Origin of the sequence: Klebsiella sp. M5al, from assembly GCF_002090195.1 — a bacterium.
Classification (GTDB): domain Bacteria; phylum Pseudomonadota; class Gammaproteobacteria; order Enterobacterales; family Enterobacteriaceae; genus Klebsiella; species Klebsiella grimontii.
This window is the reverse complement of the sequence record NZ_CP020657.1, coordinates 4,115,111-4,141,843: the sequence shown is the minus strand read 5'-3', so window position 1 is coordinate 4,141,843 and position 26,733 is coordinate 4,115,111. Positions and strand designations below refer to the sequence as shown.

23 protein-coding genes are annotated in these 26,733 nt (G+C 56.2%); 9 read left to right on the top strand and 14 right to left on the bottom strand.

Features of this window, described 5'->3' with window-relative positions:
* Nucleotides 1-282 precede the first annotated feature (282 nt).
* Entirely contained in the window at nucleotides 283-627 is a 345-nt protein-coding gene (locus BWI76_RS19800; protein WP_004133916.1) for a YejG family protein, read from the top strand.
* Between the two features lie 3 nt (nucleotides 628-630).
* On the opposite strand, the gene yejF is transcribed toward BWI76_RS19800, so the two are convergent.
* From yejF to yeiP, 10 genes are all read right to left on the bottom strand, one after another.
* Entirely contained in the window at nucleotides 631-2,220 is a 1,590-nt protein-coding gene (gene yejF / locus BWI76_RS19795) for a microcin C ABC transporter ATP-binding protein YejF (protein WP_049086090.1), read from the bottom strand.
* A gap of 1 nt (nucleotide 2,221) precedes the next feature.
* The gene (locus BWI76_RS19790) at nucleotides 2,222-3,247 is read right to left on the bottom strand and encodes an ABC transporter permease (protein ID WP_004132447.1); all 1,026 of its coding nucleotides are present in this window, start codon (nucleotides 3,245-3,247) and stop codon (nucleotides 2,222-2,224) included.
* Nucleotides 3,247-4,341 (bottom strand): microcin C ABC transporter permease YejB, encoded by a 1,095-nt coding sequence (locus tag BWI76_RS19785; protein WP_004132450.1) that lies wholly within the window; start codon nucleotides 4,339-4,341, stop codon nucleotides 3,247-3,249. Before BWI76_RS19785 ends, BWI76_RS19790 begins: the two co-directional genes overlap by 1 nt.
* 9 nt (nucleotides 4,342-4,350) lie before the next feature.
* On the bottom strand, nucleotides 4,351-6,156 hold the full coding sequence (locus BWI76_RS19780; protein ID WP_064371653.1) for an extracellular solute-binding protein: 1,806 nt from the start codon (nucleotides 6,154-6,156) through the stop codon (nucleotides 4,351-4,353).
* Nucleotides 6,157-6,226: 70 nt separating this feature from the next.
* On the bottom strand, nucleotides 6,227-7,789 hold the full coding sequence (locus BWI76_RS19775) for a cyclic di-GMP phosphodiesterase (protein ID WP_049099723.1): 1,563 nt from the start codon (nucleotides 7,787-7,789) through the stop codon (nucleotides 6,227-6,229).
* 190 nt (nucleotides 7,790-7,979) lie between these two features.
* Entirely contained in the window at nucleotides 7,980-8,549 is a 570-nt protein-coding gene (gene mepS / locus BWI76_RS19770) for a bifunctional murein DD-endopeptidase/murein LD-carboxypeptidase (RefSeq protein ID WP_004122922.1), read from the bottom strand.
* Between the two features lie 426 nt (nucleotides 8,550-8,975).
* Entirely contained in the window at nucleotides 8,976-9,689 is a 714-nt protein-coding gene (locus BWI76_RS19765) for a phosphatase PAP2 family protein (RefSeq protein ID WP_024359217.1), read from the bottom strand.
* 35 nt (nucleotides 9,690-9,724) lie between these two features.
* On the bottom strand, nucleotides 9,725-10,702 hold the full coding sequence (locus BWI76_RS19760) for a CobW family GTP-binding protein (RefSeq protein ID WP_024359216.1): 978 nt from the start codon (nucleotides 10,700-10,702) through the stop codon (nucleotides 9,725-9,727).
* 119 nt (nucleotides 10,703-10,821) lie between these two features.
* Nucleotides 10,822-12,288 carry a mannitol dehydrogenase family protein gene (locus BWI76_RS19755; protein WP_064371601.1) on the bottom strand — a complete coding sequence of 489 codons (1,467 nt, stop codon included), beginning with the start codon at nucleotides 12,286-12,288 and terminating at the stop codon, nucleotides 10,822-10,824.
* Between the two features lie 316 nt (nucleotides 12,289-12,604).
* Nucleotides 12,605-13,177, bottom strand: a complete 573-nt coding sequence (gene yeiP / locus BWI76_RS19750; RefSeq protein ID WP_004870361.1) for an elongation factor P-like protein YeiP — start codon at nucleotides 13,175-13,177, stop codon at nucleotides 12,605-12,607.
* 148 nt (nucleotides 13,178-13,325) lie between these two features.
* Between yeiP and BWI76_RS19745 the strand changes: the two genes are divergently transcribed.
* Nucleotides 13,326-13,580 carry a YkgJ family cysteine cluster protein gene (locus tag BWI76_RS19745; RefSeq protein WP_004870363.1) on the top strand — a complete coding sequence of 85 codons (255 nt, stop codon included), beginning with the start codon at nucleotides 13,326-13,328 and terminating at the stop codon, nucleotides 13,578-13,580.
* Nucleotides 13,581-13,605: 25 nt separating this feature from the next.
* On the opposite strand, the gene setB is transcribed toward BWI76_RS19745, so the two are convergent.
* Nucleotides 13,606-14,787 (bottom strand): sugar efflux transporter SetB, encoded by a 1,182-nt coding sequence (setB, locus tag BWI76_RS19740; RefSeq protein ID WP_004870366.1) that lies wholly within the window; start codon nucleotides 14,785-14,787, stop codon nucleotides 13,606-13,608.
* Between the two features lie 331 nt (nucleotides 14,788-15,118).
* Between setB and fruB the strand changes: the two genes are divergently transcribed.
* From fruB to BWI76_RS19710, 6 genes are all read left to right on the top strand, one after another.
* The gene (gene fruB / locus BWI76_RS19735) at nucleotides 15,119-16,249 is read left to right on the top strand and encodes a fused PTS fructose transporter subunit IIA/HPr protein (RefSeq protein ID WP_004870368.1); all 1,131 of its coding nucleotides are present in this window, start codon (nucleotides 15,119-15,121) and stop codon (nucleotides 16,247-16,249) included.
* Nucleotides 16,250-17,188, top strand: coding sequence for a 1-phosphofructokinase (gene fruK, locus BWI76_RS19730; RefSeq protein WP_004103928.1), 939 nt, complete (start codon nucleotides 16,250-16,252; stop codon nucleotides 17,186-17,188). It abuts the gene before it with no gap.
* 16 nt (nucleotides 17,189-17,204) lie between these two features.
* Nucleotides 17,205-18,881, top strand: a complete 1,677-nt coding sequence (gene fruA, locus BWI76_RS19725; RefSeq protein ID WP_004870369.1) for a PTS fructose transporter subunit IIBC — start codon at nucleotides 17,205-17,207, stop codon at nucleotides 18,879-18,881.
* 326 nt (nucleotides 18,882-19,207) lie between these two features.
* The gene (locus BWI76_RS19720; protein ID WP_024359213.1) at nucleotides 19,208-20,143 is read left to right on the top strand and encodes a pseudouridine kinase; all 936 of its coding nucleotides are present in this window, start codon (nucleotides 19,208-19,210) and stop codon (nucleotides 20,141-20,143) included.
* Nucleotides 20,136-21,071: a pseudouridine-5'-phosphate glycosidase gene (locus tag BWI76_RS19715; RefSeq protein WP_004870373.1), complete on the top strand. Its 936-nt coding sequence runs from the start codon at nucleotides 20,136-20,138 to the stop codon at nucleotides 21,069-21,071. The genes BWI76_RS19720 and BWI76_RS19715 overlap by 8 nt, the downstream gene beginning before the upstream one ends.
* 95 nt (nucleotides 21,072-21,166) lie before the next feature.
* Nucleotides 21,167-22,417: a NupC/NupG family nucleoside CNT transporter gene (locus BWI76_RS19710; RefSeq protein WP_004870375.1), complete on the top strand. Its 1,251-nt coding sequence runs from the start codon at nucleotides 21,167-21,169 to the stop codon at nucleotides 22,415-22,417.
* A gap of 32 nt (nucleotides 22,418-22,449) precedes the next feature.
* Here BWI76_RS19710 and BWI76_RS19705 read toward each other — a convergent pair whose 3' ends face one another.
* The 3 genes from BWI76_RS19705 to BWI76_RS19695 form a co-directional block, all read right to left on the bottom strand.
* Nucleotides 22,450-23,538 (bottom strand): sugar kinase, encoded by a 1,089-nt coding sequence (locus BWI76_RS19705; RefSeq protein WP_004870378.1) that lies wholly within the window; start codon nucleotides 23,536-23,538, stop codon nucleotides 22,450-22,452.
* Nucleotide 23,539: 1 nt separating this feature from the next.
* Nucleotides 23,540-24,397 carry a deoxyribonuclease IV gene (gene nfo, locus BWI76_RS19700; protein ID WP_004870380.1) on the bottom strand — a complete coding sequence of 286 codons (858 nt, stop codon included), beginning with the start codon at nucleotides 24,395-24,397 and terminating at the stop codon, nucleotides 23,540-23,542.
* A gap of 95 nt (nucleotides 24,398-24,492) precedes the next feature.
* Nucleotides 24,493-25,542 (bottom strand): YeiH family protein, encoded by a 1,050-nt coding sequence (locus BWI76_RS19695; RefSeq protein WP_049088492.1) that lies wholly within the window; start codon nucleotides 25,540-25,542, stop codon nucleotides 24,493-24,495.
* A gap of 173 nt (nucleotides 25,543-25,715) precedes the next feature.
* On the opposite strand from BWI76_RS19695, the gene yieE reads away from it, so the two are divergent.
* Entirely contained in the window at nucleotides 25,716-26,582 is an 867-nt protein-coding gene (gene yieE / locus BWI76_RS19690; RefSeq protein WP_004122885.1) for a DNA-binding transcriptional regulator YeiE, read from the top strand.
* Nucleotides 26,583-26,733 lie beyond the last annotated feature (151 nt).

The window sequence follows — 26,733 nt, the reverse complement described above, 5'->3', positions numbered from 1 at the left end:
GAAGCCGGCTTCTCAGTTCAGTAATTTGTTTATTTTATGTAAAATCAAATCGCTCTAAAAGTCGCATGATTGCGATAAAAAAGTTGTTTTAGATCACAGAAACGGGTACATATAGCCCGAAGATGTTCCACCTGCACAATTATAAACTTTTACATTACAAACCAATAACACGGCTATGCCACTGGTGTAAGCGTTTTCTGTGCAGGATCAGGACTAGTTGTCAATAATGTGTTAGTATTGATGTAAAATTATTGTGAAGTATTTTGCTTCCGGGGTAAACACGTGAATACACTGCAACTCTCTATCGTACACCGTCTGCCGCAGAGCTATCGCTGGCTGGCCGGTTTTGCAGGTTCAAGAGTTGAACCGATTCCGCAAAACGGCTCGCAGAGTGAAAACAGCCTCGTGGCGTTGAAACTACTCAGCCCCGATGGCGAAAGCGCGTGGCCGGTCATGCATAAACTCAGCCAGGCCCTTAGCGACATTGAGGTCGACAGTTCTGTCGTGGAATGCGAAGGGGAACCGTGCCTGTTTGTTAACCGTCAGGACGAATTTGCCGCGACCTGTCGCCTGAAAAATTTCGGCGTGGCGATTGCTGAACCCTTCTCCGGCAACAACCCCTTCTGACCGTCAGCTCAACGCCAGCAGCTGACGGGTATACTCCTGCTGCGGAGCGGTAAATACGCGCTCGCACTCACCCTGCTCGACGACTTCTCCCTGCCGCAGCACCATCACCTGATGACACAGCGCCCGCACGACGCGTAAATCATGGCTGATAAAAATATAGGCCAGCTGATGCTTTTGCTGTAACGTCTTCAGCAGCGCGAGGATTTGCGCCTGCACGGTTTTATCCAGCGATGAGGTGGGCTCATCCAGCACAATAAGCTGCGGTTTGACGACCAGCGCCCTGGCGATAGCGATGCGCTGACGCTGGCCGCCGGAGAAGGCGGCAGGGTAGCGATGCCGGGATTGCGGATCGAGACCTACCTCCTGCATCGCCTGAATCACCGCCTGTTCCCGTTCGGCGGGCGTGAGCGTCGGCTGATGAACGCGCAGTCCCTCTTCAATAATTTGCAGCACGTTGAGCCGCGGGTTTAACGATGAGTTAGGGTCCTGAAACACCACCTGCATGCGGCGACGCAGCGGCAGCATTTGCTGACGGTTGCGTCCCTGAAGCGCCTCACCGTCAAAGGCGATCGCGCCAGCGGAATGAATCAGACGCAGAAGCGCCAGCCCGGTGGTGCTTTTGCCCGATCCTGACTCGCCGACCAGCCCCAGCGTTTCTCCCGCGCGCAAATGAAAGCTGACGGCATTAACGACGCGGTTATGATCGACAACCCGTCGCAGCAGACCTTTACGTATCGGAAAGGCGATACTCAAGTTTTCCGCCCGCAGTAATACCGGGGCATCGGGCGCGAGCGGGACGGGATCGCCCGACGGCTCGCTGTCCAGCAGGCGGCGGGTATAAGGGTGTTCGGGGGCGAAAAACAGCGCCTGGCAGCCGTTTTGTTCGACGCAGCGGCCGTTCTGCATCACCGCGACGCGATCGGCGAGCTGACGAACGATGCTCAGGTTATGGGTGATAAACAGCAGCCCCATATTTAACTCTTGCTTCAGCTCGCGCAGTAGCGTGAGGATTTGCGCCTGCACCGAGACGTCCAGCGCGGTAGTGGGTTCGTCGGCGATAAGCAGCTCCGGGCGGGTCAATAGCGCCATGGCGATCATCACCCGCTGGCGCTCGCCGCCGGACAGCTGATGCGGATAGTCAGCCAGCCGCCGGGGCGCATTGCGGATCCCGACGCGCTCCAGGCAGTCGAGGATTTCTCCGCGCGCCGCTTCTTTACGCATCCCGCGATGCAAGGAGAGCACTTCGTACAGCTGTTTTTCCAGGGTATGCAGCGGATTAAGCGAAACCATCGGCTCCTGGAAGATCATCGCGATGCGGTTACCGCGCACGCCGCGCAGGGTGCGCTCATCCGCGTGCAGCAGCGACTGACCGTGAAAGCGGATATCGCCGGTGGGATAGCTGACCGGCGGCGACGGGAGCAGCCGCAGCACCGATAGCGCGGTTACGCTCTTACCGGAGCCGGACTCGCCGACCAGCGCCAGGGTCTCGCCGACGGCAATCTGCAGCGACAGTTCGCTGACGACGGAGGTGGTTTCTCCCTGCTGGCGAAAGGCGATGGAGAGGTTATCGATATCTAACAGAGGTTGCGTCATGCTACACCGCCTTGCTTGGGTCAAAGGCATCGCGAACCGCCTCACCAATAAAAATCAATAACGTCAGCAGCACCGCCACCGACAGAAAGGCGGCGATGCCCAGCCAGGGCGCCTGAAGGTTGTTTTTACCCTGCAACAGCAGTTCACCCAGCGAAGGAGAGCCCAGCGGCAGGCCAAAGCCGAGAAAATCGAGCGAGGTCAGGGTGGTTATCGAACTGCACAGAATGAACGGCAGGAAGGTCAGGGTGGCGACCATGGCGTTAGGCAGCATATGGCGCAGAATAATCGCGCGATCGCTGACGCCAAGCGCCTGCGCGGCGCGGATATAATCATAGTTACGGGTGCGCAGGAACTCGGCGCGGACGACGCCGACCAGCGTCATCCAGCCGAACAGCACGGTAATGGCCAGCAGCCACCAGAAGTTGGCCTGCACAACGCTTGAGAGCAGGATAATCAGAAACAGCGTCGGCATTCCCGACCATACCTCGATAAACCGCTGTCCCCAGAGGTCAATCTTTCCACCGTAATAGCCCTGAACGGCGCCGGCCATCACGCCCAGCACGCTGGAGAAGAAGGTCAGCAGCAGACCAAAGAGAATGGAAATGCGCGTACCGTACAGAATTCGCGCCAGCACGTCCCCGCCGTTGGCATCGGTGCCAAGCCAGTTCTGGGCTGACGGCGGCGAAGGGAAGGGCGCATCGGTGGCGAAATTTATGGTCGTCGCGCCGAACCGAACCGGCGCCCACAGGGCCCAGCCGTTATCGTCCAGCCGCTTTTGCAGCCACGGGTCCTGATAGTCGGCGGCGGTGGCAAAGCTGCCGCCGAAGGTGGTCTCGCTGTAGTTTTTCAGGAGCGGGACGTAGAGGCTGCCGCGGTACTGGACGAGTAGCGGCTTATCGTTAGCAATCAGCTCGGCGCACAGGCTACAGGCGAAAAGCGCTAAAAAGATCCATAGCGACCAGTAGCCGCGGCGGTTGTGGCGAAAACGCGCCCAGCGAGCCTGATTGACGGGACTAAAAAATGACATTAGCGGCCCTCAAAATCGATACGCGGATCGACCAGCGTATAGCTGATATCGCTGATGATATTCAGCAGCAGGCCAATCAGGGTAAAAATATACAGCGTGCCGAACATGACCGGGTAATCGCGAGATACGGTGGCTTCATAGCCCAGCAGCCCCAGTCCGTTAAGCGAGAACATCACTTCAATCAGCAGCGAGCCGGTAAAAAACATGCTGATAAAGGTAGCCGGGAAACCGGCGATCACCAGCAGCATCGCGTTGCGAAACACGTGTCCCCAGAGGATCTGCTTTTCGCTTACCCCCTTGGCGCGGGCGGTAACCACGTACTGCTTGCGGATCTCATCAAGAAAGCTGTTTTTGGTCAGCATCGTGAGGGCGGCAAAACCGCCGATCACCGTTGCCAGCACCGGTAGGGTGATATGCCAGAGATAGTCGAGGATTTTTTGGTACCACGGCAGGCTGTCGAAGTTGGCGGACACCAGCCCGCGTAGCGGAAAGAGATCGAAATAGCTGCCGCCGGCAAAGATAACGATCAGCAAAATGGCGAACAGGAACGCTGGGATCGCATAGCCGATAATAATCAGCGTACTGCTCCAGACGTCAAAATGGCTGCCGTTGCTGACCGCTTTACGGATCCCCAGCGGAATCGACACCAGATAGATAATGAGCGTACTCCATAAGCCCAGGGTGATAGAGACCGGCAGGCTGTCTTTAATCAGCTGCAGCACCGATGAGCTACGAAACAGGCTATCGCCAAAATCAAAGCGCAGGTAATCTCCGAGCATTTTAAAATAGCGCTCGTACAGAGGCTTATCAAAGCCGTAGCGGTGGGTTATCTCGGCAATCACTTCCGGGTCCAGCCCGCGCCCGCCGCGATAGTGCCCATCGCTGATGTTGCTGACGCCGGTACGCGCATGGCTGGCGGCCATCCCGCCGTCACCGGCGCCGGGCAAGCCGCCGCGATCGCCGAACTCAATCGCCGCAATCGCCTGATCGACCGGGCCGCCGGGCGCAATCTGCACAATAAAAAAGTTAATGGTGATAATCGCCCACAGGGTGGGGATGATGAGCAGTAGTCGGCGGAGCAGATATGCACCCATCTTAATTCCTTAGCGTCTGTCCGCGGGGAGTCTGGCCGCTTTGCTTGCGTCGTACCACCCGTTTTCGAAACCGGAGGAGTAGATCGCGCGGGTCTGCGGGAAGGAGAATTTGTCCCAGTATGCGGTTCGGTCCTGGGCCATATACCACATCGGCAGCATGTAATAGTTCCACGTCAGCACGCGGTCGAGAGCCCGGCCCAGCGGCAGCAGCTTTTCTTTATTACCCTGCCAGCGAATAATCTGCGCGATGAGCTGGTCGACGGCCGGGCTTTGGACCCCAGAGGCGTTGTAGCTGGAGTTAATATATTGGGAGTCCCAGGAGACTTGCAGGCCGGTGTCGGGCCAGGGCGTGGCGCGCCAGACGTTTGGCATCATGTCGTAATCCCGACTGCGCTTGCGGTTGCTGTACTGGGAGTTGTCGACCTGGCGGATATCCATAACGATGCCGAGCCGCTGAAGATTGTGCTGAAAGGGCAGGACCCAGCGATCGCTGCTGCCGGAGGGAAGCAGCAGCTCAAAGCGTAACGGTTTGCCGCTCTTCGCATTCACCCGGCGCTGGTTTTTCACTATCCACCCCGCCTGGTTAAGGATGGCATCCGCTTTCAGCAGGTTTGCGCGAGCGAAACCATCGCCGCTGGAAATTGGCGGCCGGTATATCTGCGTGAAGACTTCGGCCGGGATCTCTTTTTTCAGCGGCGTCAGCAGCGCCAGCTCGTCGGCATCCGGATAATCGCGCGCCGCGTATTCGGTATTCTGAAAGAAGCTGTTGGCGCGGCTGTAGGAGCCATAGAACAGCGCCTTATTCATCCATTCAAAATCAAAGGCGAGGGTGATGGCTTCGCGCACCCGGCGATCGGAAAATACCGGGCGCTGAATATTAAACGCCAGCCACTGCGTGTTCTGCGCCGAGGTGTTGGTGTATTCGTCTTTGACGATATAGCCGTGGGTAAAGTTTCGTCCAACGTAGCGGGTCGCCCAGTTTTTGGCAACGTTCTCTTCGCGGCGGTCGACGGCGCCGGCCTTAAAGGCTTCGAAAGCAACGTTGTCATCCAGGTAATAGTCGTAGCGCAGCGAGTCGAAATTCCAGCGCCCGCGGTTGACCGGCAAATCGGCAGCCCAGTAGTCCTTTACCCGCGAGTAGGTAATGTACTGGCCCATGCGCCAGGCGGTGATGCGATACGGGCCGCTGGCCAGCGGCGGCGCAGAGAGCGGGTCGCTGAGCTTATGATTCTTCCAGTATTTTTCCGGCATAACGGGCAGCGTCATCAGGCTAAGCATGTTCTCTTTGCCCGGGGCGGCTAAATCAATGCGCACGGTGAGCGGAGCGATGGCTTTTACGCGGGTGCCTTTATAATAGAGGCGAAACTGCGGTACCCCTTCGGTCATAAACTTCTGGAAGGTAAACGCGACATCGCTGGCGGTGATGGGGCTGCCGTCGTGGTAGCGGGCGCGCGGATTGAGCGTAATCTCCATCCACGAAAAATCATCGGCGTAGCGCGCATGCTCGGCAATCAGCGGATAGTAGCTGCCGGGCTCATCGTCAGAGGTGGTGAAGAGCGTATCGTATAAGCTTTCGGTACGAATACCCGGGTTGCCGCGCATGGCGTAGCGGTTGAAATTATCAAAGGTACCGATGGCGGCGAGGGTAATTGCGCCGCCCTTAGGCGCGGCGGGATTGGCATAATCGTAATGGGTAAAGCCTGCGGCGTATTTCGGCTCGCCGATAATCGCGAACCTGTCGCTCTCTTTAATGGTTTGCGCCTGGCTCTGCAGGCTAAATAAGGTCAGCAGTATCAGGCTGATGCGCGCAAAAATAACCAGGATCTCGTCCTCCCATGCCGGGCCTGAAACGGCCCGGCCTCTGATAGCAAATAATAAAGGACACTTAGCGGGTTGGGAAATATTTCGCCGGTTCATCATGGGCGGCGATCAGCGCTTCCAGCGTCAGCGGCCGGCTTAGCCAGTATCCCTGCAAATAATTTACCCCATGATCGCGCAGCCATTCCGCCTGCTCCTGCGTTTCCACGCCTTCGGCGACGGTGGTGAGCTTCAGCCGGCGGCTTAGGGTGATAACCGCGTCCAGCACCGGCGAGGTCACGGTCTCCGTGCCGATAGCCTGTACGAAGCCGCGGTCTATCTTCAGGTAATCAAAGTTATAGCGTTCCAGATAAATTAGCGCGCTATGGCCGGTACCGAAATCATCAATCGCAATTTCAAAACCCTGCTCGTGCAGCCAGTCGAAGTTTTCTAAGGAACGATTTTTATCGATCATCGCGCGCTCGGTGATTTCCAGCACCACGCTAAAATGGTCGGTCGGCATAGCGGCGGTAAATCGCTGCAGATCCTGCTGAAAGCTCCCGGCGTGTAGGTGAATGGGGGAAATATTGATCCCCAGCTTGCTTCCGGCGGGCAGGAGCGTTTGCAGAACAGGCGCATCCTGCGCAATCAACGTTAAGAGATGGCGGGTAAGCGGAACGATGATCTGCTGGGTTTCTGCAAGGTTGATAAAGACATCGGGAGGGATCTCGCCGGCCACCGGATGCCGCCAGCGCATCAGCACCTCAACGCCGCTGATTTGTAGCGTCTCTGACCTCACCACCGGTTGATAGACCACGTAAAACTGATCGTTTTTGATGGCCAGCAGAAGCTCTTTACGCGGGTCCGACTTAATGGTGAGAACGTAGTAGCTTAAAAGTCCGGCCAGCAGTCCGCACACGACGCCCAGCAGCAGAGCGAACTGCGTATTCTCCGCCAGCCAGCTGTTGGCGTAGAGATAGACTTTCAGCGGCAGGCCGTCAATTTGCGTCTGGCGAATAGGCGGCGAGAGCAGGGTCTGCGGGTCGATGAGCTGGTTACTGAAGGTGGAAATGGCGACGTCCTTAATGGCCAGCGCCAGGCCGCTGAAATCATTCTGTCGCGCTGAATAGAGGATATAGGGCGTCAGGTTGGCATTAATCGAGACAAAAATACCGTCTTTCCCGCCGTGGGGGCTACGAACCCACAACGCCAGCGCGGCGCTTTTGGGCATCATTGGCGTCCCGGGCAGAATCGCCATATCGACCGCTTGAGTAACATCAAGCTGCGGTATGAGCTGGGTTAAGGGCGTACTCATCGCGCCTGTAGCGGAGGAACAAAACGCGAGGCCATTTTTGACCAGCAGGACGGCGCGTACGTTTGGGCTGAAGGCCGCATGGGCGGTTAAGCCTGAGGCAACGTTCTCACATGGCTCATCGACCAGCGGCTGCAGGCCGTGGATAGTCTGATTTAAATCGTGAAAATAGTCCTGCAGATAGGTATGGACGTTGTTAATAATGGCGTCGAAACGCTCCGCCCGGTTGTGATAAATCACCATAAACTGGATGCTACCGGCCAGCAGGGCGACGGCTATTCCAATACATATACTGGTCAGCCAGTTTTTTCGCCGGGGAGCGAGGTGACGGGTAGGCATAGGCTATATAGTCAGTCCGTATTGTTGATGTGCGCCAAAGGGCTGATAGAAAAACGCTTTTTCTATCCCTGCTTAAAGACATAGCTTATTTTACGAAGTTTATTGGCTGGCGAGCAAAAAAAAACACCGCCTCGGCAGTGTTTTTTTGTTTCTTCCGTTGGCCAAGGGATTAACCAACGGCAGAAGACGATTACGAACGGCTCAGAACGCGTCGCGCTTCGTTATAGCGCTTTTTCCAGTATGGCTCATCCATGCTTGAAATGGTCACACCGCTGCTGGTGGATGCATGAACAAACTGATTGTTGCCGATATAGATACCAACGTGGCGGCCCGTGGAGCCGGCGCGGAACAGAACTAAATCACCGGTACGCAGCTGGGCGCGGCTGATCGATTTTCCGGAATCCTGCTGCTCTGAAGTGGAGCGCGGCAGTTCCAGGCCAAACTGTTCACGGAAAGTCCGTTGCACAAAGGCGGAACAATCGATGCCTTTACGGGTGCTGCCGCCGAGGCGGTAACGCACGCCCTTCCAGCTGGCATACTGATCCATCAAGCGGGACTTCACGTCCAGGTTGCGGACCATCGTTTCAAATTCATCCTGAGAGGCTTGCAGTGATGATAAATCGCCACTACCCACAGCAAGCGTCTCAGAATGCATATTTCTGGCGGTACTATTTGAACTACACGCGGAAAGCAGAACCGCAACTGCAATCGCGGGGGCGACCCGCAAGATATATCTCAAAATCGGCTGAGATTTGACCATGCTGTGTGTTATCCCTTGTTGTCCTTAACGACAATGTCGTTATAAAAAATGCCAAACGTGTTAGAGCCTAATTACCTGGTCGCAATGAGACAATTCCGTAAGCATAAAACTGTGGAGTCACGCACAAATTTATTCATTCTATGAATTGATGTTGCTGACGAGGCAAAACGAGATTGAGGTTACCCGATCAACCGGGGGATGGCGAGCGGTTTTACGCATTTTCTTATAAGTATTTTTGCGACAAAAAGTGAATCATCGGCAAAGGACAAAATAGCGGCAGTGGTGGGTAAAAAATACGCAATTTACTCATTTTTAAGATGATTAATATGACAGGAAGATGATACGTGATGAGAAAACAGGCGCGGGCAAAAAAAGGGACCCAGAACGATCCCTTATGAATGATATTAATTAATTGTAAAGATAGATTTAATTTTTTGCTTTTCTACCCGGAAGGTGGCGCTCAAATAAGGCAATAACCTTATCGCTCAATGAGGTCATCAATACCCAGGGGGCGCCAATGAGCACCGCCGTTAATGAGCCGACTGCAATATCGGTAAACCAGTGGGCGCCAATCATCACGCGTGGGAAAGCGAACACCACGAATATCACCAGCGCGATAGCAAACGCCCGGCGACCAAAATAACGCCACATAAATGACGCAAATATCAGCAGCATCATCCCGTGATCGCCCGGGAAGCTATCTTTTGAAGCGTCTTTGGTGGGGAATGAGATCACATCGCTCACTTTGGTGATGTCGGTAAAAGAGAGCGAAGGGCTGGCGCGCTTAACCGGCATCAGGTGCTGGGCCAGCTGATTGATAATGACGGCAGCCAGCAGCATCACCAGGCCGATGATAATCACCCGGCGGCGTCCGGCGCTCTGCTCTTTGAACCAGAAGCTCAGCATCAGGCTGCCCATCGCCAGTAGCGAGCAGGCGTCAAAGGCGCGGTTATTGATAATCGCCAGCAGCCAGGTATAGGCGGTGCTCACGCCAACCAGGTGATTAAAGAAATAGAAGATCGCTGAGTCCAGCGGATTCCAGAAACCATGGTTAACGGGAAGGTACCATGAACAAAAAAGCGCTATACCCGCCGCGTTCAGCAGCAGGATAAGGGGAATTCGATTTTTAATCATAACTATCATGTATTGGGTAAACGACGGCAACCATAGCCGTCTTAACTTAAACGAATCCTCAACAAGGAGGCCTGCAGTGCGTTCCAGTCCGTCTCAGTATCGGCAATCAGCTCGATGCGGCTGTCGGGTGGGGAGACGTTCTGCGTCTCAATATGCAGATCAAGCTGTTGACGATTGATCCGTACCAGCCCCTCCGCAATGCGCATAACGCCTTTGACGCGCCCGACCGGCGCCAGGCGCGCCCATTCGAGCAGGGCAACGGTGTCGAAAACGGTTTCAGCGTCAAAAATCCAGCCGCAGGCGTGATAGCCCTGACCGCTATTGAGGCTGCGGCGCCAGCGCTGATGGGCGGGGAGGCTCAGTGCCGCAAGGCCTTGTTTCTGCTCGTGGCCGTGGGCGTGTTCGGCGCTGGCGGGGAGCGGCGCAAGGTTGCGGCGCGGTAAATCAAGCAGCGCCGGGTCGATATTACCCCGCGTGGCGCTGACGAATCGGCGATCGCCTGCGTAGGCTTGCCACCATGCGGCAAAGGCGCGTTGACTCTCCTCCGTCGAGCGGTCGGCTTTATTGCTGATAATAACGTCAGCGGCCGCCAGCTGGTCACGAAAGTTGTCGTTGGTCACCGCTTTTTCGTCCAGCAGCTGGCGCGGGTCCAGCACGCACAGGGTAGCGCGCAGGTCGATCCACGGCTCGTATACCGCGGCGGTCAGCATATCGAGGATCTGTTTAGGATGGCCCAGCCCGGTGGGTTCTATCAGCAGGCGATCGGGTTTGCCCTGGCGTAGCAGGGTATTGAGCCCGACCTGCATCGGCAGGCCGTTTACGCAGCACATACAGCCGCCGGGGATCTCTTTGAGCAGCGCGCCGCTTTCCGCCAGCAGCGCGCCGTCAATACCCACTTCACCAAACTCGTTGACCAGCACGGCCCATTTTTCATCCGCGGGCTTATTGGCCAGCAGATGCAGAATCGTCGTGGTTTTGCCGCTGCCGAGAAACCCCGTGATCAAGTTGGTTTTGGTCACTTTTTCTCCAGGATAAATGTAATGTTGTAACAGTTACGCCTATCCTGACGAAAAAAAGGGAGAAAGAGAAGACTTAGCGCGGACAGAAGGGGATTCTGTCCGCTAAAAGGCAGTTATTGTTAAGCGTTCAGCGTGCCGGCAATCGCCTGACGCGCGCCAAAGGCGGCAAGCTGATGCCATGCGGCGGTGATGTAAGCGACAAACTGCGGATCCTGCGGCAGGTCGCGGCCGAAGATCTCCTCAAGCGTAAGCAGGGCCGCCACGCGCTGGTGTTCATCGCTGGCGGAGACCAGTTTCTGTATCTTATCGGCCAGCGGATCGCGAATATCAATCGCATTTCCGCCATCGTCAATACCGCTGACGTAGCGCATCCAGCCCGCGACGCCGAGCGCCAGCAGCGGCCAGTGGCTGCCTTGCGCAAGGTGGACGCGAATACCGTCAAGCATACGTTGCGGCAGCTTCTGGCTGCCGTCCATGGCGATTTGCCAGGTGCGATGCTTCAGCGCCGGATTGCTGAAGCGTTCGATCAGGCTGTCAGCATACGCCGTCAGATCCACGCCCTGGATAGATAAGGTCGGCGCCTGTTCGTCAAGCATCAGGCGGTAGGCGGCGCTGCGGAAAATCGGATCCTGCATGCAGTCGCTAATATGCGCATGACCCGCCAGATAGCCAAGCCAGGCGAGGAACGAGTGGCTGCCGTTGAGCATCCGCAGCTTCATCTGTTCCCACGGCAGTACGTCATCGGTCATCTGAACGCCCGCGGTTTCCCACGCCGGGCGTCCGGCAACGAAGTTATCTTCGATAACCCACTGAATAAAGGGTTCGCAGCTGATAGCGCAGGGGTCTTCTACGCCCAACGCGGCGCTAATTTCCGCCAGCGATTCATCGGTGGCGGCTGGCACAATGCGGTCAACCATGGTGCCGGGAAAGCTGACGCGCTCGGCGATCCACTGCGCCAGCTCCGGGCTCCGTTTTTCGGCCATTCCCAGCACGGCGTTTTTCACCACATGCCCGTTGTTGGGGATGTTATCGCAGGAGAGGACGGTAAACGGCGGTAGTTCACGCTGACGGCGGCGCGATAAGGCTTCGACCAGAATGCCGGGAACCGATTGCGGCAGCGTCGGGTTTTGCAGATCGTGGATAATGCGCGGCTGCGTCATGTCCAGCAGGCCGCTGGCCGGATCGATGCAGTAGCCTTTTTCGGTGATGGTCAGAGAGACGATGGCGACCTGCGGTTCGCAAAATTTCTCAATAATCGCGGCCAGCGAATCCAGTTTTGCGTTCAGGCATTCATGGACGGCGCCGACCACGATTGGCTGATTGCCCTCGGCGCCTTTTTCCAGCACGGTAAACAGGTGGTCCTGCTGGCGAAGCTGGCTCATCAGCCGATCGCCGCTGAACAGGCTGATCTCACAAATTCCCCAGTCCCCGCCGCCGGCGTTAAGCACCCGATCGGTGAGGAGCGCCTGGTGCGCGCGATGAAACGCGCCGAAACCAAAATGCACAATACGCGAACGCAGCTGGCTGCGGTCATATTGAGGGAGCTGTACGCCTTCCGGCAGCGTAGCCGTAGCTATGGTAGTCATTCTTAACACACCTGATTAACGGATAATTAACATTCCCAGTGTAAAGTTATATGACAACAAATTAAATTGGTGAGCCTTGTTTATCCGCTTAATGTGAGCTCGGTCATCATTTTTTGGCTGGCTACCCGGCTGGCTTGAAAAGCGGGCGCGCTTAATGGCGGAAAGGAGCGACAGTTTAATTATTTTTGGTATAACAACTTTGCGGCGTGTGAAGGGAGAGCAACGTTGCCAGCAGAGAGAGGGCCAGGCGCTGCGGATAAGGTGCGAAAAAAAGGACAGCCGCTGGCTGCCCTTTATGATGTTGCAAACGCAGAGTTTAGTCCGCGCGGCCCATGTAGCGGCTCTCTTCGATATGGATACGAATGCGCTCGCCCGCGCTCAGGTATTCAGGCACCTGAACGACCAGGCCGGTGCTCAGCGTCGCCGGTTTGTTACGGGCGCTTGCGGATGCGCCTTTGATACCCGGCGCCGTCTCTACGATTTCCAGATCCACGGTCTGCGGCAGCTCCAGCGCCAGCAGCTGGCCGTCCCAGGTCAGAACCTGCATATCCGGCATGCCGCCTTCCGGCATAAACAGCAGCTCTTCTTCGATCTGCTCTTTGGTGAAGATATACGGGGTGTAATCTTCTTTATCCATAAAGACGTATTCGTAGCCATCGATATAGGAGAAGTCAACGAAGCGGCGGGTCAGGGTGACGGTATCGACGATGTCGTCGCCTTTAAAGCGTTCTTCCACTTTCAGGCCGGTGCGCACATCGGAGAAACGCATTTTGTACAGCGTCGCTGCGCCGCGGGCGCTCGGTGACTGAATATCAATATTTTTAACAATCAGCAGTTTGCCGTTGTAATTCAGCACCATACCTTTTTTAATTTCATTCGCTCTTGGCATTGCAGTCATCCTGTCACTTAAAGGGTCGAAAATATCGCGTAAAACTACTCGCGCCGGGCCTTTCAGGCAAGTGGAATTCGCCTGTTTTGCTATCTTCAGGCAAAACGTTTAGGCTGGGCTGCTAAACGCGTTATCGGAAGAGTCGATTATGGAATGCCGCCCTGAATGCGGAGCTTGCTGTATCGCTCCTTCTATCTCCAGCCCTATCCCGGGCATGCCGCAGGGCAAGCCGGCAAACACCCGCTGCGTACAGCTATCGGAAAATAACCTGTGTCATATTTTTGGCTCGCCGTTAAGGCCGAAAGTATGCGCCAGCCTGAAGCCGGAAGCGGAAATGTGTGCCACCAATCGCGATGACGCCATGATCTGGCTGCTTCATCTTGAACTGAGCACTTCATCGTGACGACGCAAGCCGGCGCGAACATCCTTTAAACGTCTTTAATACGCCACAGGCAGGCCTGAGTGGCGATGCCCATCACCAGCGCAATCCAGAAGACGGCGTGATAGCTCCAGATTTCCGCGACGACGCCCGCCAGCGAACCGGCGATAATCCAGCCAACGCGCGTGGTATTGGTATAAAGCGTAGTGGCCGCACCCGCCTGTCCGGGCATCAGATCCTGAAAATAGAGCATGCCGATACCGGCGAGAATGCCGATGAAAATGGCGTTCAGCGCCTGCAGGGCCAGCAGCAGTCCGGGGGTATGCACGGTTAGCATGCCAACGTAAAACAGCACGCCGGCCACCGCCGAAATGCGCATCAGGAAGCGTTTGCCGAAGCGTTTGGCATAGTAGCCCGCAATCAGCATGGTCGGGATCTCCAGCCCGGCGGCGGTGCCCATCATGACTCCCGCCAGCTTTTCCGATAAATGCAGCTCATTGATGATAAACAGCGGCATATTAATGATGTACAGGCTGTTGATTCCCCACATCAGCGTACAGATGATAAACAGCAGCAGCGCGTCGCGGCGGTTGGTGCGCGGCGCTTCGAGATGGCCCGTAGCGATCTTCGGCTCTTTACGCATGCTGGGAAGAAAAAACCAGACCATCGCGCCGCAGACCACAAAGGCGACCGCCGCGCTGAGATACATCACGGTAAAGCCGAAACCCATCGCCAGCGCGTAGGCCAGCGGCGGCCCAATAACCCATGCCAGCGACACCTGAGCGCGCAGAATCGAGCTAAACATGACCGCCTCGCGGCCCGTTTTGTCCGCATGCTCGCGGGCGAGGGCAAACATCTGTGGGTTCGCGGTGGAGCCGAAGCTGCTGAGAAATACGCCGACGAACAGCAAAATAAAGTAGTTACGGTTCCAGGCGAAGAGCACGCAGGCTAGCACGCCCATCAGGCAGCAGAAGACGATCAGCCGCTTGCGGTCGCCTTTGCGATCCGAACGCCCGGCGAGGAACTGGCTTACCAGAATGCCGATCACCGCGCTGCCGGTAAAAAAGAAGCCGACCATCGCCGGTCGGACGTGAACCTCGTTAGTCAGAAACAGGCTCAACGTCGGCGTCTGGAGTGCCCCGGCGATACCCGTCAGGAAGGCGACGATCAGAAAGGCGGAAGAGGTGAGATCAAACCCGCGTCGTGGCAGGGCGGCGCTACTGTTTTGCATGTCGGCGTTCATCGGTTTTCAGGAGTCGCGGAGTTTACGCCGTCACTCAGAAAATGAACAGTACCAGGGCACGAATAAATCAAAAAGACGTTTCAAAATCAAACTTCAGCAGAAAGCTGAAGTTTTGCCGGTCTCGGCGCTCCCGCTTCAGCAAAAGTGTGCTGTATCTCTAACTTCTGTTATCAGGATTCCAACTTTCCTTGCCTGATGGCTAATAAAGGTACAGACTTCTTGAAACGTTTCAGCGTCATCGGGAGATTCTCCGGCAGGTAGATGACGCATTTTTTCTCAAAGTAGCTGAAACGATTCAATTCAGCAGGAGAGGAGAACCATGTTCCAGTTATCTGTACAGGATATTCATCCCGGTCAGCAGGCCGGTAATAAAGAAGAGGCTATTCGTCAGGTTGCCTCCGCGCTGGTCAGCGCGGGCAACGTGGCAGACGGCTACGTCAACGGGATGCTGGCTCGCGAGCAGCAAACCTCCACTTTTCTGGGGAACGGTATTGCGATTCCGCACGGTACCACCGACACCCGCGACCAGGTGCTGAAAACCGGCGTTCAGGTTTACCAGTTCCCTCAGGGCGTGACCTGGGGCGAAGGGCAAACCGCCTACGTCGCCATCGGTATCGCCGCCAGCTCGGATGAACACCTTGGGCTGCTGCGTCAGCTGACCCACGTGCTGAGCGACGACTCCGTGGCTGAACAGCTTAAGTCCGCGACGACCGCCGAAGAGCTGCGCGCCCTGCTGATGGGCGAAAAGCAGAGCGAAGCGCTGAAGCTGGATAACGAGACGCTGACCCTGGACGTTGCGGCCAGCGATTTGCTGACCCTGCAGGCGCTGAACGCCGCGCGGCTGAAAGAAGCCGGCGCCGTCGATGCTTCCTTTGTTAGCCGTACGATTAATGATAAACCGCTGAACCTTGGTCAGGGCATCTGGCTGAACGACAGCACCGAAGGCAACCTGCGCAGCGCCGTTGCCGTCAGCCGCGCGGCCAACGCCTTCACCAGCGATGAGCAGCCGGTTTCTCTGCTGATCACCGTCGCGATGGCCGATGACCAGCCGACGGCGGTGCTTAATCGCCTGAGCAATCTGCTCCTGGATAAAAAAGCTGACCGCTTGCTGAAGGCTGATGGCGCCACGCTGCTGGCTCTCCTGACCAGCGACGATGCGATTGCCGAAGATGTTCTCAGCGCGGAATACGTTATCCGCAATGAGCACGGGCTGCACGCGCGTCCCGGCACGATGCTGGTTAATACCATTAAACAATTCTCCAGCGACATTACCGTCACCAACCTTGATGGTTCGGGCAAACCGGCAAACGGCCGCAGCCTGATGAAAGTCGTGGCGCTGGGCGTGAAGAAAGGTCACCGCTTGCGCTTTACCGCGCAGGGTGAAGATGCGCAGCAGGCGCTGGATGCGATTGGCGAAGCGATCGCCGCAGGCCTTGGGGAGGGCGCATAAATGAGCAGACGTGTCGCAACGATTACTTTAAACCCGGCCTATGACCTGGTGGGTTTTACCCCGGAAATTGAACGCGGCGAGGTTAACCTCGTTCGCACCACCGGTTTGCACGCCGCAGGGAAGGGGATCAACGTTGCAAAAGTGCTGAAAGATCTCGGTATCGACGTCACCGTTGGCGGTTTCCTCGGTAAAGACAATCAGGATGGTTTTCAGCAGCTGTTCAGTGAATTGGGCATCGCAAACCGTTTTCAGGTCGTTCAGGGCCGTACCCGTATCAACGTCAAGCTGACTGAGAAAGATGGCGAAGTCACCGACTTTAACTTCTCCGGCTTTGAAGTGACGCCGGGCGACTGGGAGCGTTTTGTTAACGATTCTCTGAGCTGGCTGGGCCAGTTCGATATGGTCTGCGTAAGCGGCAGCCTGCCGTCCGGCGTGAGCCCGGAAGCGTTCACCGACTGGATGACCCGTCTGCGTAGCCAGTGCCCGTGCATCATTTTTGATAGCAGCCGAGAAGCGCTGGTTGCGGGGCTGAAAGCGGCGCCGTGGTTGGTGAAACCTAACCGTCGCGAGCTGGAAATCTGGGCTGGCCGCAAGCTGCCTGAGATGAAAGATGTCATTGAAGCCGCTCATGCGCTGCGTGAGCAGGGGATCGCCCACGTGGTTATCTCTCTTGGCGAAGAAGGCGCCCTGTGGGTCAACGCATCCGGAGAATGGATTGCCAAACCGCCTTCCGTTGAAGTGGTTAGCACCGTTGGCGCCGGCGACTCTATGGTTGGCGGCCTGATTTATGGCCTGCTGATGCGTGAGTCCAGCGAACATACGCTGCGCCTGGCAACGGCAGTCGCCGCGCTGGCGGTGAGTCAGAGCAATGTCGGTATTACCGATCGTACCCAGTTGGCCGCAATGATGGCGCGCGTCGACTTACAACCCTTTAATTAACAGCAGGAGAGGCATAATGAAAACGCTGCTGATTATTGATGCCGGGCTTGGACAGGCCCGCGCCTATATGGCGAAGACCCTGTTAAGCACCGCGGCGCAAAAAGCGCAACTCGAACTGATTGATAACCCAAACGACGCTGAGCTGGCGATTGTGCTGGGCACGGCGCTGCCGGCCGACAGCGCGCTGAACGGCAAAAAGGTGTATCTCGGCGATATCAACCGCGCCGTGGCTCACCCGGAGCTGTTCCTCGGGGAAGCCAAAAGCCACGCGACGCCTTACGCCGCTCCGACCGCTGCTGCGTTGCCGACTGCGGCTAACGGCCCAAAACGCATTGTGGCGGTCACCGCTTGCCCGACCGGCGTCGCGCACACCTTTATGGCGGCGGAAGCGATTGAAACTGAAGCTAAAAAACGCGGCTGGTGGGTGAAGGTTGAAACGCGCGGCTCCGTAGGCGCGGGCAATGCAATCACCCCGGAAGAGGTTGAACAGGCGGATCTGGTAGTCGTCGCTGCCGATATCGAAGTGGATCTGGCGAAATTCGCCGGTAAGCCGATGTATCGCACCACCACCGGTCTGGCGCTGAAGAAAACCGCGCAGGAGCTGGATAAAGCCGTGGTTGAAGCGAAACCGTATCAGCCTGCGGGTAAATCCCAGGCCGCGGCGGAAGGCAAAAAAGAGTCTGCGGGCGCCTATCGCCACCTGCTGACCGGCGTGTCGTACATGCTGCCGATGGTGGTGGCGGGCGGTCTGTGTATCGCGCTCTCCTTCGCTTTTGGTATTAAAGCCTTTGAGGTGAAAGACACCCTGGCCGCGGCGCTGATGCAAATCGGCGGTGGCTCAGCCTTCGCGCTGATGGTACCGGTTCTGGCGGGCTTTATTGCCTTCTCTATCGCTGACCGTCCTGGCCTGACGCCGGGTCTTATCGGCGGTATGCTGGCGGTGAGCACCGGTTCTGGCTTTATCGGCGGTATTATCGCCGGTTTCCTTGCCGGTTATGTGGCGAAAGCGATCAGTACGAAGCTGAAGCTGCCGCAAAGTATGGAAGCGCTGAAACCGATCCTGATCATTCCGCTGGTTTCCAGCCTGATCGTCGGTCTGGCGATGATTTACCTGATTGGTAAACCCGTTGCCGGGATCCTCGAAGGTCTGACCCACTGGCTGCAAACTATGGGCACGGCGAACGCGGTTCTGCTCGGTGCGATCCTCGGCGGTATGATGTGTACCGATATGGGCGGTCCGGTGAACAAAGCGGCCTACGCGTTTGGTGTTGGCCTGCTGAGTACCCAGACTTATGCGCCGATGGCGGCCATCATGGCGGCGGGTATGGTTCCACCGCTGGCCCTGGGCCTGGCGACGCTGATTGCGCGTAAAAAGTTCGACAAAGCGCAGCAGGAAGGCGGAAAGGCCGCGCTGGTTCTCGGTCTGTGCTTTATCACCGAAGGGGCGATTCCATTCGCCGCCCGTGACCCGATGCGCGTCCTGCCTTGCTGTATCGTTGGCGGCGCGGTGACCGGCGCGATGTCCATGTGGGTTGGCGCGAAGCTGATGGCGCCGCACGGCGGTCTGTTCGTCCTGCTGATCCCTGGTGCGATTACGCCGGTGCTTGGCTACCTGATGGCGATTGTGGTCGGTACGCTGGTCGCAGGTCTCTCCTACGCGGTGCTGAAACGTCCTGAAGTTCAAGCCGCCTGATCGACGTAGCAAACGCTTCTCAAGGGCAGAGTCTTCTCTGCCCTTTTTTTATGCCGTATCCCTCCTCCGCCTATCCCGCCGTATGTGCTCTCCTTCGCATTTTTAAACTGTTTAAAAACCATACTGGCCAAATTTTGTGATTGTGTTCATGTTCATATGAAAATCCTATTTTGCCTCTCTTTACTTTAAAATTATTCCGCTTACCATAAACACATGTTCACATTCAAACATGTGTTTAAATGAGGGGCTGTGAATCGTGAGGTGTTTATTTCCTGATATTAAATAATTCTACTGCCATAGCGTTTTTTATGCTGGAGGGTATTTTTATGCCTGAAAATGATTACGTTGTGATTATTGGATCGGCAAACATGGATGTGGCTGGCTATTCCAATGTGTCGCTAAACTACGCTGATTCTAATCCTGGGAAAATAAAATATACTCCCGGCGGCGTGGGGCGCAACATTGCGCAAAATATTGCCTTGTTGAATAAAACGGCGTGGCTATTATCCGTTGTTGGTGACGATTTTTATGGTCATTCATTATTAAAACAAACGGCCCAGTCCGGGGTTCACGTCGATAAATGTCAGATAATCCCGGGTGAAGGCACATCAAGCTATTTGTCGCTGCTTGATAATACCGGTGAAATGCTGGTGGCGATTAATGATATGAGCATCACTGAGCATATTACGCCGGCCTTTTTAAGGCAGCATCAAGATTTTATCTGCGGTGCCGCGGTGATTGTCGTTGACTGTAATATTAGCGAGTCGGCGCTGGCCTGGTTGATGGAAAATAGCGGCTCAACGCCCATTTTTGTTGACCCGGTTTCAGCCTGGAAATGCGTGAAAATCAGCCAGCACCTGGGGCGTATTCACACCCTGAAACCGAACCGGATTGAGGCAGAAACGCTGAGCGGCATCGCGCTGTCCGGCACTGACGATGTGGCTCGCGTAGCCGACTGGTTTCACCATCATGGCCTGAAACGCCTGGTGCTGAGCATGGGCGGCGATGGCGTTTACTACAGCGAGAGAGATGGGGAACGCGGCTGGTCCGCGCCGCTGAAAACCCAGGTTGTCAATGTCACCGGCGCCGGTGACGCGATGATGGCCGGTCTTGCCTGCTGCTGGCTCGACGGCTGCTCATTTTCGCAAGCGGTGAAGTTTGCTCAGGGATGCTCTTCTTTGGCGCTTTCATCGGAATTCACCAATAACCCTGAATTATCTTACGCCAACGTAAAAAAGGTAGTGGAGAAAGAATATGTCTGAATTAAATATTTCCTCTGAATTATTACAGGTCTCTGCGGAAGTTCAGCAGGCATTAAAAAACAATCAGCCGATAGTGGCGTTGGAATCGACCATTATTTCTCACGGCATGCCGTTTCCGGAAAATGCGCAAACGGCGCTGGAAGTAGAAGAAACTATTCGTCGCCAGGGAGCGGTGCCGGCAACCATTGCGATTATTCATGGCGTAATGAAAGTGGGCTTAAGCCGCGAAGAAATTGAACTTTTGGGCCGCGAAGGACATAACGTCGCCAAAGTCAGTCGTCGTGATTTACCCTTTGTTGTCGCCGCAGGATTAAATGGCGCGACTACCGTGGCGTCTACCATGATTATTGCGGCGATGGCCGGAATTAAAGTCTTTGCGACCGGCGGTATCGGCGGCGTACATCGTGGCGCCGAGCACACGTTTGATATTTCCGCCGATTTACAGGAGCTCGCTAATACCAACGTTACCGTGGTCTGTGCCGGTGCGAAATCTATTCTCGATCTCGGTTTAACCACCGAGTATTTAGAAACGTTTGGCGTTCCGCTTATTGGTTATCAAACTTCGGCGCTGCCGGCATTCTTCTGCCGAACCAGCCCGTTTGACGTCAGCATTCGCCTCAATAGCGCCAAAGACATCGCCAAAGCGATGGCGGTGAAATGGCAGTCGGGTCTGAATGGCGGCATGGTGGTAGCAAATCCTATTCCTGAAGCGTTCGCGATGCCGGAAGAGAAAATCAATGCCGCCATCAATCAGGCGGTGAAGGAGGCGGAAGAGCAGGGCGTAGTGGGTAAAGCGAGCACGCCGTTCCTGCTGGCGCGCGTTGCGGAGCTGACCGGCGGCGATAGCCTGAAATCCAACATTCAGCTGGTCTTCAACAACGCCATTCTGGCCTGCGAGATTGCCAAAGAGTATCAGCAGATCGCCTGACGACAGTCGCGGGCCGTTTGCGGTTGCCCGCCCCGATATCAACGATACCGAAAGCCTGGCCTGCGCCGGGTTTTCCACCAGGTAAGGATATCATTATGGACATCATGAGAAGTCTTCTGGGGATGGTGGTGTTGCTGGCCATTGCCTTTGCGCTGTCAGTTAATAAAAAACGCATCAGCATCAGAACGGTAGGGGCAGCGCTGCTGCTGCAAATCGTGATTGGCGGGGTGATGCTCTATTTTCCGCCGGGCAAGTGGCTGGTCGAGCAGGCCGCGCTTGGGGTACACAAAGTCATGTCCTATAGCGACGCCGGAAGCGCGTTTATTTTTGGTTCACTGGTCGGTCCGAAGATGGATGTGCTGTTTGACGGCGCCGGCTTTATCTTCGCCTTCCGCGTTTTGCCCGCCATCATTTTTGTTACCGCGTTGATCAGTCTGCTTTACTACCTCGGCGTGATGGGGCTGCTGATCCGTATCCTCGGCGGGATCTTCCAGAAAGCGCTGAATATCAGCAAGATTGAGTCTTTCGTCGCCGTGACCACCATTTTCCTTGGGCAAAACGAGATCCCGGCGATCGTCAAACCGTTTATCAACAAGCTCAACCGCAATGAGCTGTTTACCGCGATTTGCAGCGGGATGGCGTCGATCGCCGGGTCGATGATGATCGGCTATGCCGGTATGGGCGTGCCGATTGATTATCTGCTGGCCGCTTCGCTTATGGCTATTCCTGGCGGGATTCTGTTTGCCCGTATGCTGAGCCCGGCAACTGAAGCATCCCAGGTTACTTTCGACAATCTCTCTTTCAGCGAGACGCCGCCGAAAAGCGTGATCGAGGCGGCGGCGTCAGGGGCGATGACCGGCCTGAAAATTGCCGCCGGGGTGGCAACCGTGGTGATGGCGTTTGTGGCGATTATCGCGCTGCTGAACGGTATTATCGGCGGCATTGGCGGCTGGTTTGGCTTCGGTCACGCCACGCTGGAGGGGATTTTCGGCTTTCTGCTCGCGCCGCTGGCGTGGATCATGGGCGTTGACTGGAGCGATGCGACGCTGGCGGGCAGCCTGATTGGACAAAAGCTGGCGATCAACGAATTCGTTGCCTATCTCAACTTCTCGCCCTACCTGCAAAGCGGCGGGAACCTGGACGTGAAAACCGTTGCGATTATCTCGTTTGCGCTGTGCGGTTTCGCCAACTTTGGCTCGATCGGCGTGGTTGTCGGGGCGTTTTCGGCTATTTCACCGCAGCGCGCGCCGGAAATTGCCCAGCTTGGGCTGCGTGCCCTGGCGGCGGCCACGCTCTCTAACCTGATGAGCGCTACCATCGCCGGGTTCTTTATTGGGCTGGCATAACGTGATGCGCGCGCCGCGTCAGCGGTGCGCTGCTATCCGTTGGCAAGTAAATTGAGCGCGTTATCAACGGACAACGAGGGGTTGTTGATGCTGTGGCTGGCGCGGGTGATGGCGGTACAGGCCATGGCGAAAGCGGCGCTCTCTTTAAAGTCGCTGCCGTCGAGATAGCTATAAAGCAGCCCGGCCATCAGCGCATCGTCGGCACCAAAGCTGTCTATCGTCGTATGGCCCGGCAGGCTCATCCGGAAGCGTTCACCACCGGCTTCGCTACAGAAAATCGTGTCATCTTCCAGGTAAATCACCACCCGCTGGGTGCCTCTTTCGTGCAGCCATGCTAACGCCCGATCGCGATCGGCCTCGTTTTCAATGGGCTCGCCCCAGAGGATCTGCAGTTCGCGCAGCGTGGGTTTCAGCGTGTGGATCTTTCCCAGCCACGGGCGAATGCGGTGCGCTTTAAACTCGGACACGGTATCAACAAACACCGGAATGGCGTTGGTCAGGGTAAACACCCACTCCAGCGACTGTTCCGTTAAATTACAATCGACCAGAACGACGCCTGCATGCGTCAGCAGATCCCGATACTGATTCAGCAGCTGCGGCGTGAGCGACTGTAAAATATGCGTATCGTTAATCGCCAGTACCGTCTCTTCCTGCGGATTGGCGATGGAGAGGTAGGTGGCGGTATTATGGCCGTGCAGGCGGATACAGCTCTGTACGTTTACGCCGGCCTGGCGGGTTTGCTCCAGCAGCGTTTCGCCGTAAAAATCGCTGCCGACGGCGGAAATCAAATGCACATCGCGGCCCAGCAGCGCCAGGTTATGCGCGATATTTCGCGCCACGCCGCCCGCGGAGCACTGGATATTACCCGGGTTTGACACCGGTTGAGGATAATGGATATCGGCAATTCCGCGGATATCCATATTCACCGCGCCCAGCGAGACGCAATACTCCTGCTCGGTAAGGATGTAGCCTTTGCCCTTGATGGCCCCCTTACGCGTGAGGTCCATAATATGCGCGGCTACGCGGGAGCGGCTAATCTGCAGAATATCGGCAATCTCATGCTGCTGAATCAGCGGGTTGCGCCGCAAAATTTTGAGGATCTGCTTTTCCCTGTCGTTCATATCAGACCCTAGCCTCTTCCGTTTGCTGAGCCCGCAGCCAGGCGATCTCTTCCGCCCAGATATCAGGATTGATCGTTTCCAGAATCAGCGGGATACCGTCAAAGCGGCTGTCCTGCATAATCCAGCGGAAAGCGTCATGGCCGATATTGCCTTCACCCAGGCTGTGGTGACGGTCAACGCGGCTGGCGAACGCGCTTTTCGCATCGTTCAGGTGCATACCGCGCAGATACTGAAAACCGACAATCCGTTCGAAATCAGCGAAGGTTTTTTCACACTCTTCGGCGCTGCGCAGATCGTAGCCTGCGGCGAAGGCATGGCAGGTATCAATGCATACGCCGACGCGTGATTTATCTTCTACGCCGTCGATGATGGCCGCCAGATGCTCAAACTTAAAGCCCAGGTTACTGCCCTGGCCGGCAGTGTTTTCAATCACCGCCGTAACGCCTTCGGTTTTTGCCAGCGCGATATTGATCGATTCGGCGATACGCGCCAGACATTCGTCTTCCGGGATTTGCTGCAGATGGCTACCCGGATGGAAATTCAGCAGCGTCAGGCCGAGCTGCTGGCAGCGGGAAAGTTCATCAATAAACGCATCGCGGGATTTTTCCAGCGCGTCCTCAACCGGATGGCCGAGGTTTATCAGATAGCTGTCGTGCGGCAGAATTTGCCCCGGACCGAAATGGTGCTTTTCGCAGGCGGCTTTAAATTCAGCAATGGTTTCGTCGCTCAGAGGCGCGGCGCGCCACTGGCGCTGGTTTTTGGTAAAGAGGGCAAATGCGGTCGCGCCGATTTCGGCTGCGCGAATGGCGGCATTGGCTACACCGCCGGAGGCGCTGACGTGCGCTCCAATATATTTCATAAAAAAACTCCAGATAAGCCGCTGGGGGAGGGTAATGATAGCGGCTTAGCCGGAGAGTTACATCATCCTTAATACAACCTGAGTCGCGAGGGGCTTCAGGCCATCAGGCTATGAATGGCCAGGTTAATCGCGCCGCCGCCGACAATCAGCCAGACGAAGAGCATCAGCGCCATCAGCAGCGGTTTGGCGCCGGCTTTTTTCAGCGCGCTGACGTGGGTGGTCAGGCCGAGGGCGGCCATCGCCATCGCCAGCAGTACGGTATCCAGCGTGACCAGCATTTCGACAACCGCTTTCGGCAGCAGGTGGAAGGAGTTAAACACCGCCACCAGAATAAACAGGATCGCAAACCATGGAATGGTGATTTTACTTTTTTCCCCGCCGTTGGCCGGGGATAATTGCTTCACGCGCGCGGCGAGGAACAGCAGGAACGGCGCCAGCATCATCACGCGCAGCATTTTTGCAATCACCGCCGCGTTTTCCGCGTCCGGACCCACCGCGTGGCCTGCCGCGACAACCTGAGCAACCTCATGCATCGTCGACCCCATATAAATGCCGTAGGCTTCCGGCGTAAACCAGTGCGCCAGGAAGGGGTAAATCGCCGGGTACAGGAAGATGGCAATGGTGCCGAAAATGACCACCGTGGCGACGGCGACCGTCACTTTGCTGGCTTCCGCTTTGACGACCGGTTCGGTCGCCAGTACCGCTGCCGCGCCGCAGATGCTGCTGCCGGCGCCAATCAGCCAGCTGGTATGTTTATCCAGGCCGAAAACCTTTTGCCCAAGAAAGCAGGCGATAAAAAAGGTGCTGGAAAGCGTCAGCACGTCAATGACGATACCGCCTACGCCGACGTCGGCAATCTGGGCGAACGTCAGGCGAAAGCCGTATAAAATGATGCCGAGACGCAGCAGGTGCTGCTTGGCAAAAATCACGCCGCCGTCGCAGGGCTGCCAGATTTTCGGGTAAACCGTGTTCCCGATAACCATGCCGAATAAAATGGCCAGCGTGAGGGCGCTGAAGCCCGCGCCGGCGATAGCCGGAAAACTACCGGCCCATAGCGCTGCGCCGGTGAGCACGGCGGTCAGCGCCAGTCCAGGTGCAAAGTGCCGCAATGGGCGATGTTTAGTCGGTAAAGTGAGTGCTGTCATAACCTTCTCCTTTGTCTGGGAAAAGCATACGACCCGCTGGCTTAAATATAAAATTGATTATATATTTATAATTAATCGAAATAAGTGGTAAATACGCGGTTTCGCGGTTTGACAACGACGGGCATCAGTCTTATGCCGCGGATCGCGAGTCGTCTATATAGGCAGGAAAAATCATGCATATCACGCTACGGCAGCTGGAAGTGTTTGCTGAAGTATTAAAAAGCGGTTCGACGACGCAGGCATCGCAAATGCTGGCGCTTTCCCAATCGGCGGTTAGCGCGGCGCTGACCGATCTCGAAGGGCAGCTGGGCGTGCAGCTATTTGACCGCGTAGGGAAAAGGCTGGTGGTCAACGAGCACGGCAGACTGCTTTATCCGCGGGCGCTGGCGCTGCTGGAGCGGGCGCTGGAGATAGAACAGCTGTTTCGCGGCGACAACGGCGCGATCCGCGTCTACGCCAGCAGCACCATCGGTAACTATATTCTGCCGGAAATCATTGCGCGCTATCGACGCGATCTGCCGGATTTACCGCTGGAGCTGAGCGTAGGCAATAGCCAGGACGTGATCAATGCGGTGGCCGATCTGCGCGTGGATATCGGGCTGATTGAAGGCCCCTGTCACGCCGCGGATATTATCGCCGAACCCTGGCTGGAAGATGAACTGGTTGTCTTTGCCGCGCCGGATTCGCCGCTCCTTGAAGGGGAGGTGACGCTGCAACGGCTGGCGGAAGCGCCGTGGATTTTACGCGAGCACGGCTCCGGGACCCGGGAAATCGTCGACTATTTATTACTCTCACATTTACCGGCGTTTCATCTGGGGATGGAGCTGGGCAACTCGGAAGCCATCAAGCACGCGGTGCGCCATGGTTTAGGCATTAGCTGCCTGTCGCGACGCGTGGTGGCGGAGCAGCTTGAAGTGGGGTCGCTGGTAGAGCTGACGATTCCGCTGCCGCGTTTAACCCGCACCTTGTGGCGCATTCATCACCGGCAGAAGCATATTTCCAAGGCATTACAGCGATTTCTGCATTATTGCGACGTGTAAAAGCGACGCAATGCGCGCTGGCGTTTCCGGGATTTCATGCTTTACTAATAATCCATGCTCGATCATGAAGCTCTCTTATAACTTTGCAATTGTATCGGATGGATCACAGACACTCTGGTACAATCTCGCCTCGTTTTTTGGATGGATAGCA